This window comes from Amycolatopsis sp. NBC_01307 (genome assembly GCF_035975215.1).
Taxonomy (GTDB): domain Bacteria; phylum Actinomycetota; class Actinomycetes; order Mycobacteriales; family Pseudonocardiaceae; genus Amycolatopsis.
Genome location: NZ_CP108403.1, coordinates 10,772,637 through 10,786,674, shown reverse-complemented (window position 1 = coordinate 10,786,674; position 14,038 = coordinate 10,772,637). Strand labels below are relative to the sequence as shown.

Below are 14,038 nucleotides of genomic sequence, written 5' to 3'. Positions count from 1 at the left end.
CCGTGACCCGGCGCGAAAACGCCGGGTCACGGACAGCCACGGATTCAGGCGCCGGCCGCGGCCGTGATCGCGCGACCCGTCAGGACCGTCGCCAGGTGACGGCGGTATTCGACGTCGGCGTTGCCGTCGACCGGTGGGTTCGTGCCCTCCGCCGCGTGCGAAGCCGCCTCGCGGATCGCGTCCGCCGAGGCTCGCGCCCCGACCAAGGCCGCTTCGACGCCCGTCGCGCGGACCGGTGTCGAGCCCATGTTCGTCAGCGCGACCCTGGCCTCCTCGATGACGCCGGCCTCAGTACGAACCGTGACCGCGACGGCGACCATCGACCACGCCTGAGCGACCCGGTTGAACTTCTCGTAGTGCCCCCGCCAGCCCGTGTGCTTGGGCACGCGGACCTCGACCAGCAGCTCGTCCGGGGCCAGCGCGGTGGTGAACAGGTCCTGGAAGAAGTCCGCGGCCGGCACCGTCCGACGCCCCGAAGGGCCGGCCAGCACCAGCTCGGCCTCCAGCGCCACCACCGGCGCGAGCAGGTCGCCCGCCGGGTCGGCGTGCGCGATCGCGCCGCCCAGCGTGCCGCGGTGGCGGATCTGCGGGTCGGCGACCGTGTCCGTCGCCGCTTTCAGCAACGCCGCGTGCTCGGCGACCAGCGCGTCGCGCTGGACGTCGTAGTGCGTGGTCATCGCGCCGATCGCCAGGACGTCGCCGTCTTCGCGCACGCCGCGCAGCTCCGGGACGCGCCCGAGGTCGATCAGCGTGGTCGGCGTGGCCAGGCGCATCCGCAGCACCGGCAGCAGGCTCTGCCCGCCGGCCAGTACCTTGGCGTCCTCACCGGCCGACGCCAGTGCCTGCACCGCTTCGTCCACTGTGGACGGGCGGACGTAGTCGAACGAGGACGGGATCACTGGGCACCTCCGGTGGCGTCGATCGAGCCGAGGCCGCCGCCGGCTTCGTTGCCGGGCCCGCCGGCGTCGGTGGTGCCGTACCGGATGGCGTGCCACACCCGCATCGGCGTCAACGGCATCTCGATGTCGTTCACGCCGAAGTGGCGCACGGCGTCGATCACCGCGTTGACCACGGCCGGGGTGGACGCGATCGTGCCCGCTTCGCCGACGCCCTTGGCGCCCAGCGGGTTGGTCGTCGACGGCGTCTCCGTGCGGTCCGTGGTGAACGACGGCAGGTCGGCCGCCGACGGCAGCAGGTAGTCGGCGAACGTGCCCGTGGTCAGCGTGCCGCTCTCGTCGTGCACGGTGCCCTCGAACAGGGCCTGCGCGATGCCCTGCGCGAGCCCGCCGTGCACCTGGCCCTCGACGATCAGCGGGTTCACCGCGACGCCGACGTCGTCGACGCAGACGTAGGAGCGCAGCGTGACCCGGCCCGTCTCGGTGTCCACTTCGGCCGCGCAGAGGTGCGTGCCGTGCGGGTACGAGAAGTTCTCCGGGTCGAACGTCGCGTCCGAGTCGAGCGAAGGCTCGACGCCGTCGGGCAGGTTGTGCGCCGCGAACACCGCGAGCGCGATGTCGCCGATCGACGTCGACGTGTCGGTGCCCTTCACGGTGAACTTGCCGCCCGCGAACTCCAGGTCGTCCTCGGCGCATTCGAGCAGGTGCGCCGCGATCGGCTTGGCCTTCGCGACCACCTTCTCCGCGGCCTTGACGACGGCGATGCCGCCGACCACCAGCGACCGCGAGCCGTAGGTGTCCATGCCCTTGTGCGACGACTGGGTGTCGCCGTGGATGATCTCGATGTCCTCGAACGCGACGCCGAGCTGGTCGGCGACGATCTGGCTCCACGCCGTCTCGTGGCCCTGACCGTGCGCGGACGCGCCGGTGATGACCTCGACCTTGCCGGTGGGCAGCATCCGGATCGCCGCGTGCTCCCAGCCGCCGGCGCCGTAGTCCAGCGAACCGAGCACCCGCGACGGCGCGAGCCCGCACATCTCGGTGAACGTCGAGATGCCGATGCCGAGCTGCACCTTGTCCTTCGACGCCCGGCGCTTCTCCTGCTCGGCGCGCAGGCCGTCGTAGTCGAAGAGCTGCTTGGCCTTCTCCGTCGCGGCCTCGTAGTTGCCGGAGTCGTACGTCAGCCCGCACACCGTGGTGAACGGGAACTCCTCGTGCTTGATCCAGTTCTTTTCGCGCAGCTCCAGCGGATCCATGCCGAGCTCGTCGGCGAGCTCGTCCATGATCCGCTCGATCGCGAACGTCGCTTCCGGCCGCCCGGCGCCGCGGTAGGCGTCGGTCAGCGTCGTCGTGGTGTACACGTTGGTGCACGCGAAGTGGTACGCCGGGAACTTGTAGATCGCGTTGAACATGAACGCGCCGAGGATCGGCACGCCGGTGCCGACCAGGCCGTTGTACGCCCCGAGGTTGGCGAGCAGCTCGACCTTGAGCCCGGTGACCGTGCCGTCGGCGTTCGCCGAGATGGTGATGTCCTGGATCTGGTCACGGCCGTGGTGCGCGGCGAGCATGGTCTCGGACCGGGATTCGTTCCACTTCACCGGTTTGCCGAGTTTCCGCGCCACCAGCAGCGACATCATCTCTTCCGGCAGCACGCCGATCTTGCCGCCGAAGCCGCCGCCGACGTCCGGGGCGATCACGCGCAGCTTGTGCTCCGGGATGCCGAGTGTCAGCGCCGACATCACCCGCAGGATGTGCGGGACCTGGGTGGCCGACCACATGGTGATCTGGGCACCGGTCGGGTCGACGACGCAGGCGCGCGGCTCCATGAACGCCGGGATCAGGCGTTGCTGGCGGAAGCGCCGCTTGACGACGATCTCCGACGACTTGAGCGCGTCCTCGACGTCGCTGCCGGTGCCGGCCTCGGCGGAGTCGAACTTCCAGACCGCGCTGGTGTTGCTGCCCTGGTCCTCGTGGACCAGCGGCGCGCCGTCGGCGATGGCGGCTTCCATGTCGAGGATGACCGGGAGCTCGTCGTACTCGACGTCGATCTCCTCGAGCGCGTCGTGCGCTTCGGCCGAGGACCGCGCGACGACGACCGCCACGCCTTCACCGGCGAAGTTGACCTGGTCGGCGGCGAGCACCGGCCGGCGCGGCGTCTTCATGTCCGGGGTGATCGGCCACGCGCAGGGCATGCCGATCGAGCTGTCCGGGTCGAGGTCCGTCGCGGTGTAGACGGCGACGACGCCGGACGCGCTCTTGGCCGCCGACGTGTCGATCGAGACGATCTTGGCGTGCGCGAACGGGCTGCGCAGGATCGCCATGTGCAGCATCCCGGGCAGCGTGATGTTGTCGGTCCAGCGGGTGCGGCCGGTGATCAGCCGCTCGTCTTCCTTGCGGCGCCGTGACTTTCCGACTTCCGGTTCGATCGTCGCGGTCATCAGTCACCACCCACGCCGACGTGCTTGGTCTCGGTGATCCGCTCGGCGTCGGGTCCGGCGCCGGGGCTCATGTGCTGAGCGGCGTCGCGGACCGCGCGGACGATGTTCTGGTAGCCGGTGCAGCGGCAGAGGTTGCCTTCGAGGCCTTCGCGGACGGCTTGTTCGTCCGGGTCCGGGTTGTCGGCCAGCAGGTCGATCGACTGCATGATCATGCCGGGGGTGCAGAACCCGCACTGCAACGCGTGGTTCTCGTGGAAGGCTTTCTGCACCGGGTGCAGCTGCCCGTCGCGGCTGAGGCCCTCGACGGTGGTGACCTCGCTGCCGTCGGCCTGCACGGCCAGCACGGAACAGGACTTCACGCTGTGCCCGTCCAGGTGGACGGTGCACGCACCGCAGTTGCTGGTGTCGCAGCCGACGACCGTGCCGACCTTGCCGATCCGCTCTCGCAGGTAGTGCACGAGCAGGGTGCGCGGTTCGACCTCGTCGGTGTACTTCGTCCCGTCGACAGTGACGGTAATGCGCATCAGGCCTCCAAAGCCGGTTCGGGAGCGGCCAGACCCGACCGTGATCGGGCTCACAAGACCCGAGCGTGCTACGCCTTCCTGGCGCGGACAAGTCCTGATGTCACACGTTCGGCGGCCGTTCCCGCAGCTGCGGGAGAATCCACAGTGGAATCACCGCATCCGCGGAAACGCCGCCCGGGTGAACTTTTCAGCCGTGGATGCGGCCGGACAGTTCGGCGAGCCGCCGTCCGCCGCCACCCCAGCGCAACGCGATGATCTCCGCGGCGATCGACACCGCCGTCTCCTCCGGGGTGCGGGCGCCGAGGTCGAGACCGATCGGCGAGGACAGCCGTTCCAGCTCGGGCTCGGTGATGCCGGCCTCGCGCAGCCGCGAAAACCGGTCGTCGTGGGTCTTGCGGGACCCCATCGCGCCGACGTACCCGACGTCGAGGCGCAGCGCGACCTCCAGCAGCGGGACGTCGAACTTCGGGTCGTGGGTCAGCACCGCGATCGCGGTGCGCCGGTCGATGCGGCCCGCGTCCGCCTCCGCCGTGAGGTACCGGTGCGGCCAGTCGACGACGACCTCGTGCGCGTCCGGGAACCGGCTGCTGGTGGCGAACACCGGCCGCGCGTCGCACACCGTGACCTGGTAACCGAGGTAGGCGCCCATGCGCGCCATCGCGGCGGCGAAGTCGATCGCGCCGAACACCAGGAGCCGGGGCGGCGGCTCGAAGGAGTTGACGAACACCGCCATCCCCTCGCCGCGGCGCTGCCCGTCCGGGCCGTAGTGCAGGGTGCCGGTGCGGCCGCTGGCCAGCAGGCCGCGGGCGTCGTCGGCCACCGCGTCGTCCATCCGCGACGAGCCCAGCGACCCCTCGGTGCGGTCCGGCCAGACGATCATGTGCTCGCCGACCAGGCCTTCGCGCTCGTGCTCGATGACCGTCACGACCGCGACCGGCTCGCCGCCGCGGACCGACGCGACGACGTCGCCCAGCTCGGGCATCGATTCGCGGTCGACGTGCTCGACGTAGATGTCGATGATCCCGCCGCAGGTCAGGCCCACCGCGAAGGCGTCGTCATCGGTGACGCCGTAGCGCTGCAGCACCGGCTTGCGCTCGGTGACGACCTCCTGCGCCAGCTCGTAGACGGCGCCTTCGACGCAGCCGCCGGACACGCTGCCGGCGACGGTGCCGTCCGGGGCCACGACCATCGCCGCGCCGGGGGCGCGGGGGGCCGACGAGAAGGTGGCGACGACGGTGCCCAGCCCGACCGTCTCCCCCGCCGACCAGCGGCGGAACACGTCATCCAGTACGTCACGCATCGGAAATCTCCCCGAGCAGTCGTTCCAAGGTGGCCAGGGTGTGCCCGGCCAGCAGCCGGTCGATGTGGGGCAGTGCGGCCACGATGCCCGACTGGACCGGAGCGTACCCCGCACGGCCGACGTGCGGATTCACCCAGAGTACGGCGTGCGCGAGGCGGTGCAGCCGCGCGAGCTGCTCGCCGAGCATCGTGGTGTCGCCGCGCTCCCAGCCGTCGGAGAAGATCGTGACGACCGCGCGCCGGGCCACGCCGCGCTGTCCCCACCGGTCGAGGAAGGCCCGCAGCGTCTCGCCGAGGCGGGTGCCGCCGGCGAAGTCCGGCACCGCGGAACCCGCCGAGAGCATCGCGCGCTCCGGGTCGCGCTGACGCAGCTGGCGCGACACCCGGGTCAGCCGCGTGCCGAGCGTGAACACCTCGACGGACTGGGGCGCGGACCGGGTGAGGACGTGCGCGAACCGCAGCAGCGCGTCGGCGTACGGGCTCATCGAGCCGGAGACGTCGATCAGCAGCACGACCCGGCGCGGGCGCGAGCCGCGGCGGGTGTGCGCGAGCCGGACGGGTTCGCCGCCGCTGGCGAGCATCGCGCGCAGCGTGCGGGCCGGATCGAGCCGTCCCCGGCGGGCCGGCGTCCGCCGGGCGGCGCGGCGCCGGGGCGGCACGGGACGCAGGGTGGCCAGCAGCTCACGCAGGTGCTCGCGTTCGGCGGTGGTCAGCTCGGCGAGGTCGCGGTGACGCAGCACCTCTTGGCCGCTCGCGGCGACCTTCAGCTGGTCGGGACCGTCGCCGCCGTCGGCGTCCCCGCCCTCGGAGTCGACGAGCGGCGCGATCCGCGCCTGCTTCGGCGCGGCGGCCTTCGCGCGGCGCGGACCCGGTGTTTCGATCGAAAACCACTGGCTGAAGGCCTCTTCGTAACAGGCGAGGTCGTCGGGGCTCGAGCACAGGGTGAGCCGCCCCGCCCAGTACAGCTGGGTGGGCTCGGCGACGTCGACCTCGCCGACGGCGGCCAGGTAGGCCTGCACGCGGTGCGCGTCGCAGGCCACGCCCGCCTCCCGCAGCGCGGCGGCGAACCCGGCGTACCCGGCGACCGGATCGGAGACCGTGGTCATGTCCCCATTGTGCGCTCATCGGTGTCCCGGCGAGGAGTCGAACCTCGGACCTCGGCGTTCGTAGCGCCGCGCTCTGTCCTGCTGAGCTACCGGGACGGGGCGGCCTGCACACGCCCCTCCCCGGACGGGCGCAGACCGCGCTCTTCGCGGCGGCCGGCCCCGGTAGCGGCGGGGCGGGCGCGAAGAGCCTTCAGAAAGAATTCAGCGGACGGCACGGGAGATCGCGCCGCATCGGAACATCCGGGCTTCGGTCACGATCTCCTCCTCTCGGGTTTCTCGGTGCTGGAGGAAGAATGCCGGACTCTTGGTGGCGCGGCAACGCATTTACGCGGCGTGCGACCATGCACCGGTGAGCTACGACCTGGTTGTGTGGGACGGACCGGCACCGGCGGACGACGCCGGGGCCGCGGCGGAGTACGGCCGCCTCTACATGAAGTACATCGAGCTGTCGGCCGTGCGGCCACCGTGGCCGACGATCACCGAGTACGTCCAGGCCCTGCTCCTCCGGTGGCCCGATCTCGGCGCGCACGATCTCGGCGAGACTTCCCCGTGGGCGTCGAGCGGGTTGATGTCGAACGCGAGCGGCCCGCTGCTCTACTTCGGCATGGGCCGGGACGTGGCCGGCACGGTCGTTTCCGGCGCCGTCGCCGAAGCCCGGCTCCGGAACCTCGTGGTCTACGACCCGCAGGAACGGCGCGTCCGGTCTTAGGAGCCGGCGCGCGGTTCCCCCGGAATGACGACGCGCCCGCTCCGATCGTCCTTTGTGGACTTTCGAAGCGGGCGCGCCGGCCGGGTCAGGAGACCTTGATGCCGGGTTTGATCGGTGCGCAGGCGCGGAGGCCGGCGGTCTTGTTGAGCTCCAGGATCGGCGGGAGCGTCTTCTGCGCGTACGCCTGCAGTTCCGCGAGCTTCGCGGGGTCGACCAGGTCGCGGCGGACGTGGTAGCTGACCCAGTTGCGCGAGTCGACGGTGTCGTCGCCGATCGGGCGGTTCACGAAGATCGTCGCGTAGTCGCGGTCGAACCGCGGGTCCTTGTCGAACTGCAGTGTCGTGATCCACGAGCCGATGAAGGTGATCATCTCCGGCTTCGCGACGTTGAACGTGTAGTCGCGCAGGCCGGCCATGTCGGCCTCGTGCAGGTAGTCGGCGATCGGCTTGTCGCCGAGGCCGGCCAGGTCGAGCACCCGGATGCGGCTGCCCAGCGACGTCCCGCCGAGGTCGATCAGGCCGACCTGGGCCGTGTCGGGCAGCTTCAGGATGTCCGCGAAACCGTTGATGGCCTGGGCGTCGCGCTCGGCGACGATGCAGAACGCCGTCTTCGCGTGGGCGCGGTACGTCGTGCCCTGCGTGTAGAGCCCGCTGACCGAGCTGACCAGCGCGACGACCAGCAGGCAGGCCAGCGCGATCCGGCCGCGCAGCCGGGCCGCGGCCAGCGCCTCGACCACCACGATCGCGCCGCCGAACGCGCCGAGCGTCCACACCGGCGTCGCGAACCGCAGCTGGCCCATCCAGTCGTACTCGAGCACGATGAACGCGACCACCGTCAGCCCGAACGGCGCCAGCAGCGCGACCAGGCCGGTGCGCAGCTTCGACGGCCGGACCAGCAGCATCACCAGGCACGCGACGGCGACCGCGACGACCAGCCAGCCGATGTAGTCCACGATCTGGGCGGGCCGGTCGAGGTCGTCGAGGGTGGGCGGGTCCTGCCCCTTCGCGACCGCGGTGTTGGGCACCAGCCGGCCGAACTCGAACCAGCGGAAGACCACGTAGGCGCCGTAGGGCACGGCGAACGCGGCCACCGAGACGACGACCGCGCGGATGCTGCGGGCGAGCAGCTCGCGCTTGAGGAACAGCGCGACGACGATCGGGTACGCGCCGGCGTAGATGATCCCGTCCGGCCGGGTCAGCGCGGCGGCCATGGCGATCAGGCCGGTACCGATGGCGACCTGGTGGTTGAGCAGCTTGCCGCTCTGGACGGCGCGCAGGCAGAGCACCGCGATCGCGGTGACGGTCAGCGCGTAGAACGAGTTCTCCAGGCCGGAGAAGCACCAGATCACGAACGACGGGATCGCGGCGAGCGCCGCCCCGGCGACGAAGGTGATCAGGGCGGGCCGGCGGCTGAGCGTCTTCGCGCCGAAGTAGAACAGGACCAGGATGCCGAGGCAGCAGGCCAGGGCGAGGGCCTTCGGGAACAGGATCTGGTCGTTGACGCCGAAGATCGTGCCGTGGTCGAACAGCCCGACGAGCTTGCCGAGCGCGAGCAGGATCATCCAGGTCGGGTTGGAGTAGCCCTCGACCGGCAGGGCGCCGGGCTGCAGCACCGGGCCGAACCCGTCGGCGACGTCACGCGAATAGGCGAACGTGATCGCCGCGTCGTCGATCAGCCAGTTGCCGTAGAGCGAGGCGTGCGCGGCGATCAGCGCGGTGCCCCCGAGGATCGCCGCGACGGCGGCCAGCTTGGGCCGCCACCCCCGGCGGGTGTCCGCCGGACCGGCCGGCTGGGGCCGATCCGGCTCCGGCTCGGCCAGTGGTCGCGCCTCGGTCGTCTCCGCCACACTCATGCCTCAGGTCCTCCCACGCCTTCGGTCATCCCCCGGACCGGCCGTCAGGCGAACAGGGCGTCGAGCTTGGCCCTGACCCGGTCGAGGTCTTCGCTGTATTTCAGGACCGCACCGAGCGTTCTCGCCGCTGATGCCGCGTCCAGTTCGTCACGGTGGAGAGTCATCAGGGCTTTCGCCCAATCGAGTGACTCCGCTACTCCAGGTGGTTTCAGCAGGTCCATTTGCCGGAGCCGTTGCACCGCTTCAGCGACCTGCCGAGCCAGAACTTCACCTATTAGCGGGATCCTACGGCGCAGGATCGTGACCTCTCGAACCAGGTCCGGGTGTTCCAGCCAGTGGTAGAGGCACCGCCGCTTGAGCGCGTCGTGCACCTCACGGGTCCGGTTGGAGGTCAGCACCACCAGCGGCGGCTGATCCGCGCGGACCTCGCCGTACTCGGGGATGGTCACGGCGTACTCGTCGAGCAGCTGCAGGAGGAAGGCCTCGAACTCGTCGTCGGCGCGGTCGATCTCGTCGATCAGCAGCACGCACGGGGCGCTGATGAGGGCCTGCAGCAGCGGCCGGGCCAGCAGGAACCGCTCGGTGTAGAGGGAGCGCTCGGCGGTCTCGACGTCGATGCCCCCGCTCGCTTCAAGGGCCCGCAGGTGCAGGAGCTGCCGCGGAAAGTCCCACTCGTAGAGAGCCTGGGCGGCGTCGATGCCCTCGTGGCACTGAAGGCGCACGAGCGGCCGATCGAGCGCGGTGGCCAGCGCGAGGGCGAGGGCGGTCTTGCCGGTGCCGGGCTCACCTTCGCAGAAGAGCGGACGCCCCATCCGCAGGGCGAGGAACCCGGCGGTGGCGAGCCCGTCATCGGCGAGATAACCGGTCCGATCCAGCGCGGCGGCGAGTTCTTCGGGTGAGGCGAGCGAGTCGGTCACGAACTCGATCGTAGGGGTCGACAAGCTTCGGCGCGGTTTACGGCCGAGGGGGCTCGGCAGGTCCGGGGGGGTTAGGAGGGTCGCGGCGGGGTGGGCCGATGTCGGGCGGAGTGAGTCCGGGGCGACCCAGGCCGGGCTCGTCGGGCCAGGTCAGCCGAGCTTGCTGAGCTTGCTGAGCTTGCTGAGCAGCTTGTGCGCGGGATTGCCGCCTGCCGTACGAATGGCTGGGGTTCGGCAGGTCCGCGCGGTGGTCTACGTCGCGACCGCTGCCCGCTCGGGCGGGTCAGCCGGGCTGCTAGTGCTTGCCGAGTTCGGCAGTTCCGCGGTGGTCTAGGTCGCGGCCGCTGGCCTGGTTGGGTGGGTCAGGCGGGGTTGGTGGGGCTTGCTTCGTTCGGCAGGTCCGCTCGGTGGTCTACGTCGCGGCCGTTGCCTAGGTCTGCGCACTCGATCAGTGTCAGGTCCTTGCGGGTTGCCAGCCAGTCTCGGGCTCCTCGGTCGCCCTCTGCTGTTTTGGCTATTTCTGGCCACCAGGTGCGGCCCAGTAGGACCGGGTGGCCCGGGGTGCCCTCGTAGGCTGCTCGGACGACGGTGTTCGCTGTTGCGTTGGTTGCTACCCGGGTGAGGATTTCGGGGCATACCCAAGGGAGGTCGACCAGGTGGACCAGTGCCGCTACCGGTTCCTTCAGGCGGTTCAGCTCCGCCAGGCCGGTGCGTAGGGAGGCGCCCATTCCGGTTGCCCAGTCTTCCGCTACTACCGCCATGTCGGGGTTTGGTAGCAGGGCTCGGACTTCGTCGGCTGCTGCGCCTATTACCACTCGGATCGGGGTGCAGCCTGCTTCCTTCATGATCCGTAGGGCGCGTTGGACCAGGGGCTCGCCGTTCAAGGTGGCCAGGGCCTTCGGGCCTCCGAATCTGCGGCCGGCGCCTGCGGCCAGTAGGAGGCCGGCTACCTGCTCAGCCATGGGCTCGGCCCGGGGCTCCTGCCGACAGGTCCGACTCGATCGCGCGGGCTGTGGCCAGCAGGGGTGGGACCAGGTCTCGCTCCACCGACTCGGCTGTGGTGCGGCTCGCGTGGGTCGAGAGGTTCACCGCCGCTACCACCGTGCCTCGGCGGTCGTGGATTGGGGCCGCCACCGAGCGGAGGCCCTCCTCCAGTTCCTGGTCGACCATGGCCCAGCCCTGCTCGCCGACCCTGGCCAGCTCGGTGCGCAGGCGGTCGGGTGAGGTGACCGTGCGGTCGGTGAGGCGGTCCAGCCTCGCGACCACCAGGTACGCCTCCAGCTCCGCGGCGCTGAGACCGGTCAGGAGGACGTGCCCCATCGACGTCGCGTGTGCCGGGAAGCGGGTGCCCACGTTGATGCTCACCGTCATGATGCGCGAGACCGCCACCCGCGCCACGTAGACGATGTCCGTCCCCTCCAGCACCGAGACCGAGCTCGACTCGTGCACGTCGGCCGACAGGTGCTCGAGGTGGGGCTGCGCCACCTCGGGCAGCGTCATGCTCGACAGGTACGAGTACCCCAGCTCCAGGACGCGGGCGGTGAGCGAGAAGTACTTGCCGTCCGTGCGGACGTAACCGAGGTCGGTCAGCGTCAGCAGGAAACGGCGGGCAGCTGCGCGGGTCAGGCCCGTCGCGCGGGCGACGTCGCTCAAGGTGAGTTCGGCCGCGCCCGCGTGGAACGCCTTGATGACGGCCAAGCCGCGCTCCAGCGACTGCACGTGGTGGGCACCGCGGTGGGCGGGCTCGCCGTCCAGTTCGACGTCGAAGGGGGGCAGACTCGCGTCCATTCCGAAACCCTATCCGGCGTCGGCGGGCAGGGCGCTTGGCTCGCCGAGCTCGGCCAGGGCGCGCTGGGCGATGGCGAACGCCGCGTTCGCCGCCGGGGCGCCGGCGTAGACGGCCGTGTGGAGCAGGACCTCGCCGATCTCGGCCGCGGTCAAGCCGTTGCGGACCGCGGCCCGGACGTGCATCGGCAGCTCGTTGTGCGCGTGCAACGCCGTCAAGGCCGCCAGCGTGACGCAGCTGCGGGTGCGCCGGTCCAGGCCGTCGCGGGACCAGACCGTGCCCCACGCGCCCTCGGTGATGTAGTCCTGGAACGGGCGGCTGAACTCGGTCGTGCCTGCGACCGCGCGGTCGACGTGCTCGTCGCCCAGCACCTCCCGGCGCACCTTCATGCCCTGCTCGTGGCGGTTCTCTGTCACGCGGTTGTCTGTCACAGTGCCTCCAGGTGCTCGAGGATCAGCCTGGTGAACTCCTCGGGCTGCTCGTAGCTGCCCAGGTGCGCAGCGTCCGCCACGACCTCCAACCGCGCGCCCGGGATGCCGTCGGCGATCGGGCGGGAGTGCTCCTCCGGCGGGGTGGCCGGGTCGTCGGCGCCGGCGATGACCAGCGTGGGCGCGGCGATCTTCGGCAGCACGTCGAGCAGGTCCATCCGCTCGATCGCGCCGCAGCAGGAGGCGTAGCCCTCGGCCGGGACCTCGGAGATCATCGAGCGCAGGAACGCGGCGCGGTCGGGGTGCCGTTCGCGGTACGCGGGCGTCAGCCAGCGGCCGACACCCGCGCCGGCCACGGTCGCCGTGCCCTCCGCGCGGACCGTGCGGGCGCGGTCCGCCCACATCTCCGGCGGGCCGAGCTTGGCGGACGTGCAGCAGAGCACCAGGCTCGCGATCCGGTCGGGCGCGTGGACGCCGAGCCACATGCCGGTCATCCCGCCGAGCGAGAGCCCCACCAGGTGCGCCTTCGCGACGCCGAGGTCGTCCAGCAGCGCGAGGAAGTCGGCGCCCAGGTCGTCGAGGTCGTACGGGCCGGGCGGCACCGGCGACGCGCCGTGGCCGCGGGTGTCGTAGCGCACCACCCGGAAATCGCGCTCCAGCAACGGAACCACCTGGGGCTCCCACATCCGGAGGTCGCTGCCCAGCGAACCGGCGAACACCACCACCGGCCCGTCTTCAGGGCCTTCGACGACCCGGTGCACCGGTACGGCGTTCACGTTCCCATCTCCGTTCATAGGGCGAAGAACACCGTCTCACCGTCGCCCTGCAACCGCACGTCGAAGCGGTAGCCGTCCGCGGTCTTCGCGGCGATCAGCGTGTCGCGCCGCTCCGCCGGCACCGTCGCCAGCGTCGGGTCCGCCGAGTTGTCCTGGTCCGCGAAGTAGATCCGCGTGACGACCCGGTTGAGCAGGCCGCGTGCGAAGACCGACACGTCGATGTGGCGCGCCTGGGTGGTGCCGCCCCCGCCGGGCAGCGGGCCCGGCAGCAGGGTCAGGATTCCGTACGTGCCATCGGTTTCCGTCGGGCAGCGGCCGAAGGCGCGGAACTCGCCGGACGCCTCGCCGCGGGGGTCGTCGGGGTGGTGGAAGCCGCCTTCGGGGTCGGCCTGCCAGGTCTCGATCATGGCGTCCGGGACCGGATCGCCGGCGCCGTCGCGCACCGTGCCGCGGATCCAGAGCGCGCCGGGGGTGCCTTCCGGGACGACGTACGGGCCGTCGGGCCAGGGCAGGCCGATCGACAGGTACGGGCCGACGGTCTGCGAAGGGGTGGGGAGCAGCCTGGGCATCAGTCCTCGTCCTCTTCTTCCTCTTCGAACACCGATGCCTCGCGCCCGCGCAGCACGATGTCGAACTGGTAGCCGAGCGCCCACTCCGACTGCGTGATCTCGTGGTCGTACCGGGAAACCATGCGCTGCCGGGCCTTCTCGTCCGGGATCGAGTTGAAGATCGGGTCCTGGGAGAACAGCGGGTCGTCCGGGAAGTACATCTGGGTGACCAGCCGCTGGGTGAACGCCGAGCCGAACACCGAGAAGTGGATGTGCGCGGGGCGCCAGGCGTTGTCGTGGTTCTTCCACGGGTACGCGCCGGGCTTGATGGTGGTGAAGGTGTAGCGCCCGTCGCTGTCGGTGAGTGCGCGCCCGACGCCGTCGAAGTTCGGGTCGAGCGGGGACGGCCAGCGGTCGCCGGTGTGCCGGTAGCGTCCGCCCGCGTTCGCCTGCCAGATCTCGATCAGCGAGTCCCGCACCGGACGGCCGTCGCCGTCGAGCAGCCGGCCGGTGACGATGATCCGCTGGCCCTGCGGCTCCTCCGCGTGCCGGCGGGTGAGGTCGTTGTCGTGCTCGCCGAGCCGGCCGGGGCCGAGCAGCGGGCCGGTGACCTCGGTCAGCATCTGCGGGAGCAGCACCAGCGGTTGCCGCGGGTACCGCAACGCCGTGGACCGGTAGCCGGTGAAGCCCAGCGGCGGGTGCGTGCCTTCGGGGTCCGGCCCGTAGTGCGGCAGCTTGAGTTCGGTCGGAGCAGCCATG

General features: G+C 71.1%; 14 protein-coding genes and 1 tRNA gene. 1 reads left to right on the top strand and 14 read right to left on the bottom strand.

Features of this window, described 5'->3' with window-relative positions; all coding sequences use genetic code 11:
- Positions 1 to 44: 44 nt before the first annotated feature.
- The 6 genes from OG439_RS48745 to OG439_RS48720 all read right to left on the bottom strand — a co-directional run bounded on the left by OG439_RS48745 (position 45) and on the right by OG439_RS48720 (position 6,359).
- Positions 45 to 899, bottom strand: coding sequence for an FAD binding domain-containing protein (locus tag OG439_RS48745; RefSeq protein WP_326947093.1), 855 nt, complete (start codon positions 897 to 899; stop codon positions 45 to 47).
- Complete coding sequence (locus tag OG439_RS48740) at positions 896 to 3,334, bottom strand: xanthine dehydrogenase family protein molybdopterin-binding subunit (protein ID WP_326947092.1); 2,439 nt, start codon at positions 3,332 to 3,334, stop codon at positions 896 to 898. The genes OG439_RS48745 and OG439_RS48740 overlap by 4 nt, the downstream gene beginning before the upstream one ends.
- Entirely contained in the window at positions 3,334 to 3,858 is a 525-nt protein-coding gene (locus tag OG439_RS48735; protein ID WP_247062268.1) for a (2Fe-2S)-binding protein, read from the bottom strand. Before OG439_RS48735 ends, OG439_RS48740 begins: the two co-directional genes overlap by 1 nt.
- Before the next feature lie 187 nt (positions 3,859 to 4,045).
- Positions 4,046 to 5,158 carry an XdhC family protein gene (locus OG439_RS48730; protein WP_247062267.1) on the bottom strand — a complete coding sequence of 371 codons (1,113 nt, stop codon included), beginning with the start codon at positions 5,156 to 5,158 and terminating at the stop codon, positions 4,046 to 4,048.
- Positions 5,151 to 6,263: a vWA domain-containing protein gene (locus OG439_RS48725; protein ID WP_326947091.1), complete on the bottom strand. Its 1,113-nt coding sequence runs from the start codon at positions 6,261 to 6,263 to the stop codon at positions 5,151 to 5,153. Before OG439_RS48725 ends, OG439_RS48730 begins: the two co-directional genes overlap by 8 nt.
- Positions 6,264 to 6,285: 22 nt before the next feature.
- Positions 6,286 to 6,359: transfer RNA gene (locus tag OG439_RS48720), tRNA-Arg, on the bottom strand.
- Positions 6,360 to 6,612: 253 nt separating this feature from the next.
- Here OG439_RS48720 and OG439_RS48715 point away from each other — a divergent pair.
- Entirely contained in the window at positions 6,613 to 6,972 is a 360-nt protein-coding gene (locus OG439_RS48715) for a hypothetical protein (protein ID WP_326947090.1), read from the top strand.
- 85 nt (positions 6,973 to 7,057) lie between these two features.
- Here OG439_RS48715 and OG439_RS48710 read toward each other — a convergent pair whose 3' ends face one another.
- From OG439_RS48710 to pcaH, 8 genes are all read right to left on the bottom strand, one after another.
- Positions 7,058 to 8,824, bottom strand: a complete 1,767-nt coding sequence (locus tag OG439_RS48710; protein ID WP_326947089.1) for a hypothetical protein — start codon at positions 8,822 to 8,824, stop codon at positions 7,058 to 7,060.
- Positions 8,825 to 8,868: 44 nt separating this feature from the next.
- The gene (locus OG439_RS48705) at positions 8,869 to 9,741 is read right to left on the bottom strand and encodes an AAA family ATPase (RefSeq protein ID WP_326947088.1); all 873 of its coding nucleotides are present in this window, start codon (positions 9,739 to 9,741) and stop codon (positions 8,869 to 8,871) included.
- A 362-nt stretch (positions 9,742 to 10,103) separates the two neighbouring features.
- Entirely contained in the window at positions 10,104 to 10,703 is a 600-nt protein-coding gene (locus OG439_RS48700; protein ID WP_326947087.1) for a nucleotidyltransferase family protein, read from the bottom strand.
- Positions 10,696 to 11,529 carry an IclR family transcriptional regulator domain-containing protein gene (locus OG439_RS48695; protein WP_326947086.1) on the bottom strand — a complete coding sequence of 278 codons (834 nt, stop codon included), beginning with the start codon at positions 11,527 to 11,529 and terminating at the stop codon, positions 10,696 to 10,698. The genes OG439_RS48700 and OG439_RS48695 overlap by 8 nt, the downstream gene beginning before the upstream one ends.
- 9 nt (positions 11,530 to 11,538) lie before the next feature.
- The gene (gene pcaC, locus OG439_RS48690) at positions 11,539 to 11,943 is read right to left on the bottom strand and encodes a 4-carboxymuconolactone decarboxylase (RefSeq protein ID WP_326947085.1); all 405 of its coding nucleotides are present in this window, start codon (positions 11,941 to 11,943) and stop codon (positions 11,539 to 11,541) included.
- 11 nt (positions 11,944 to 11,954) lie between these two features.
- The gene (pcaD, locus tag OG439_RS48685; RefSeq protein ID WP_326947084.1) at positions 11,955 to 12,731 is read right to left on the bottom strand and encodes a 3-oxoadipate enol-lactonase; all 777 of its coding nucleotides are present in this window, start codon (positions 12,729 to 12,731) and stop codon (positions 11,955 to 11,957) included.
- Between the two features lie 14 nt (positions 12,732 to 12,745).
- Positions 12,746 to 13,300, bottom strand: coding sequence for a protocatechuate 3,4-dioxygenase subunit alpha (pcaG, locus tag OG439_RS48680; protein WP_326947083.1), 555 nt, complete (start codon positions 13,298 to 13,300; stop codon positions 12,746 to 12,748).
- Complete coding sequence (gene pcaH, locus OG439_RS48675; protein WP_326947082.1) at positions 13,300 to 14,037, bottom strand: protocatechuate 3,4-dioxygenase subunit beta; 738 nt, start codon at positions 14,035 to 14,037, stop codon at positions 13,300 to 13,302. Before pcaH ends, pcaG begins: the two co-directional genes overlap by 1 nt.
- Between the last annotated feature and the right edge of the window lies 1 nt (position 14,038).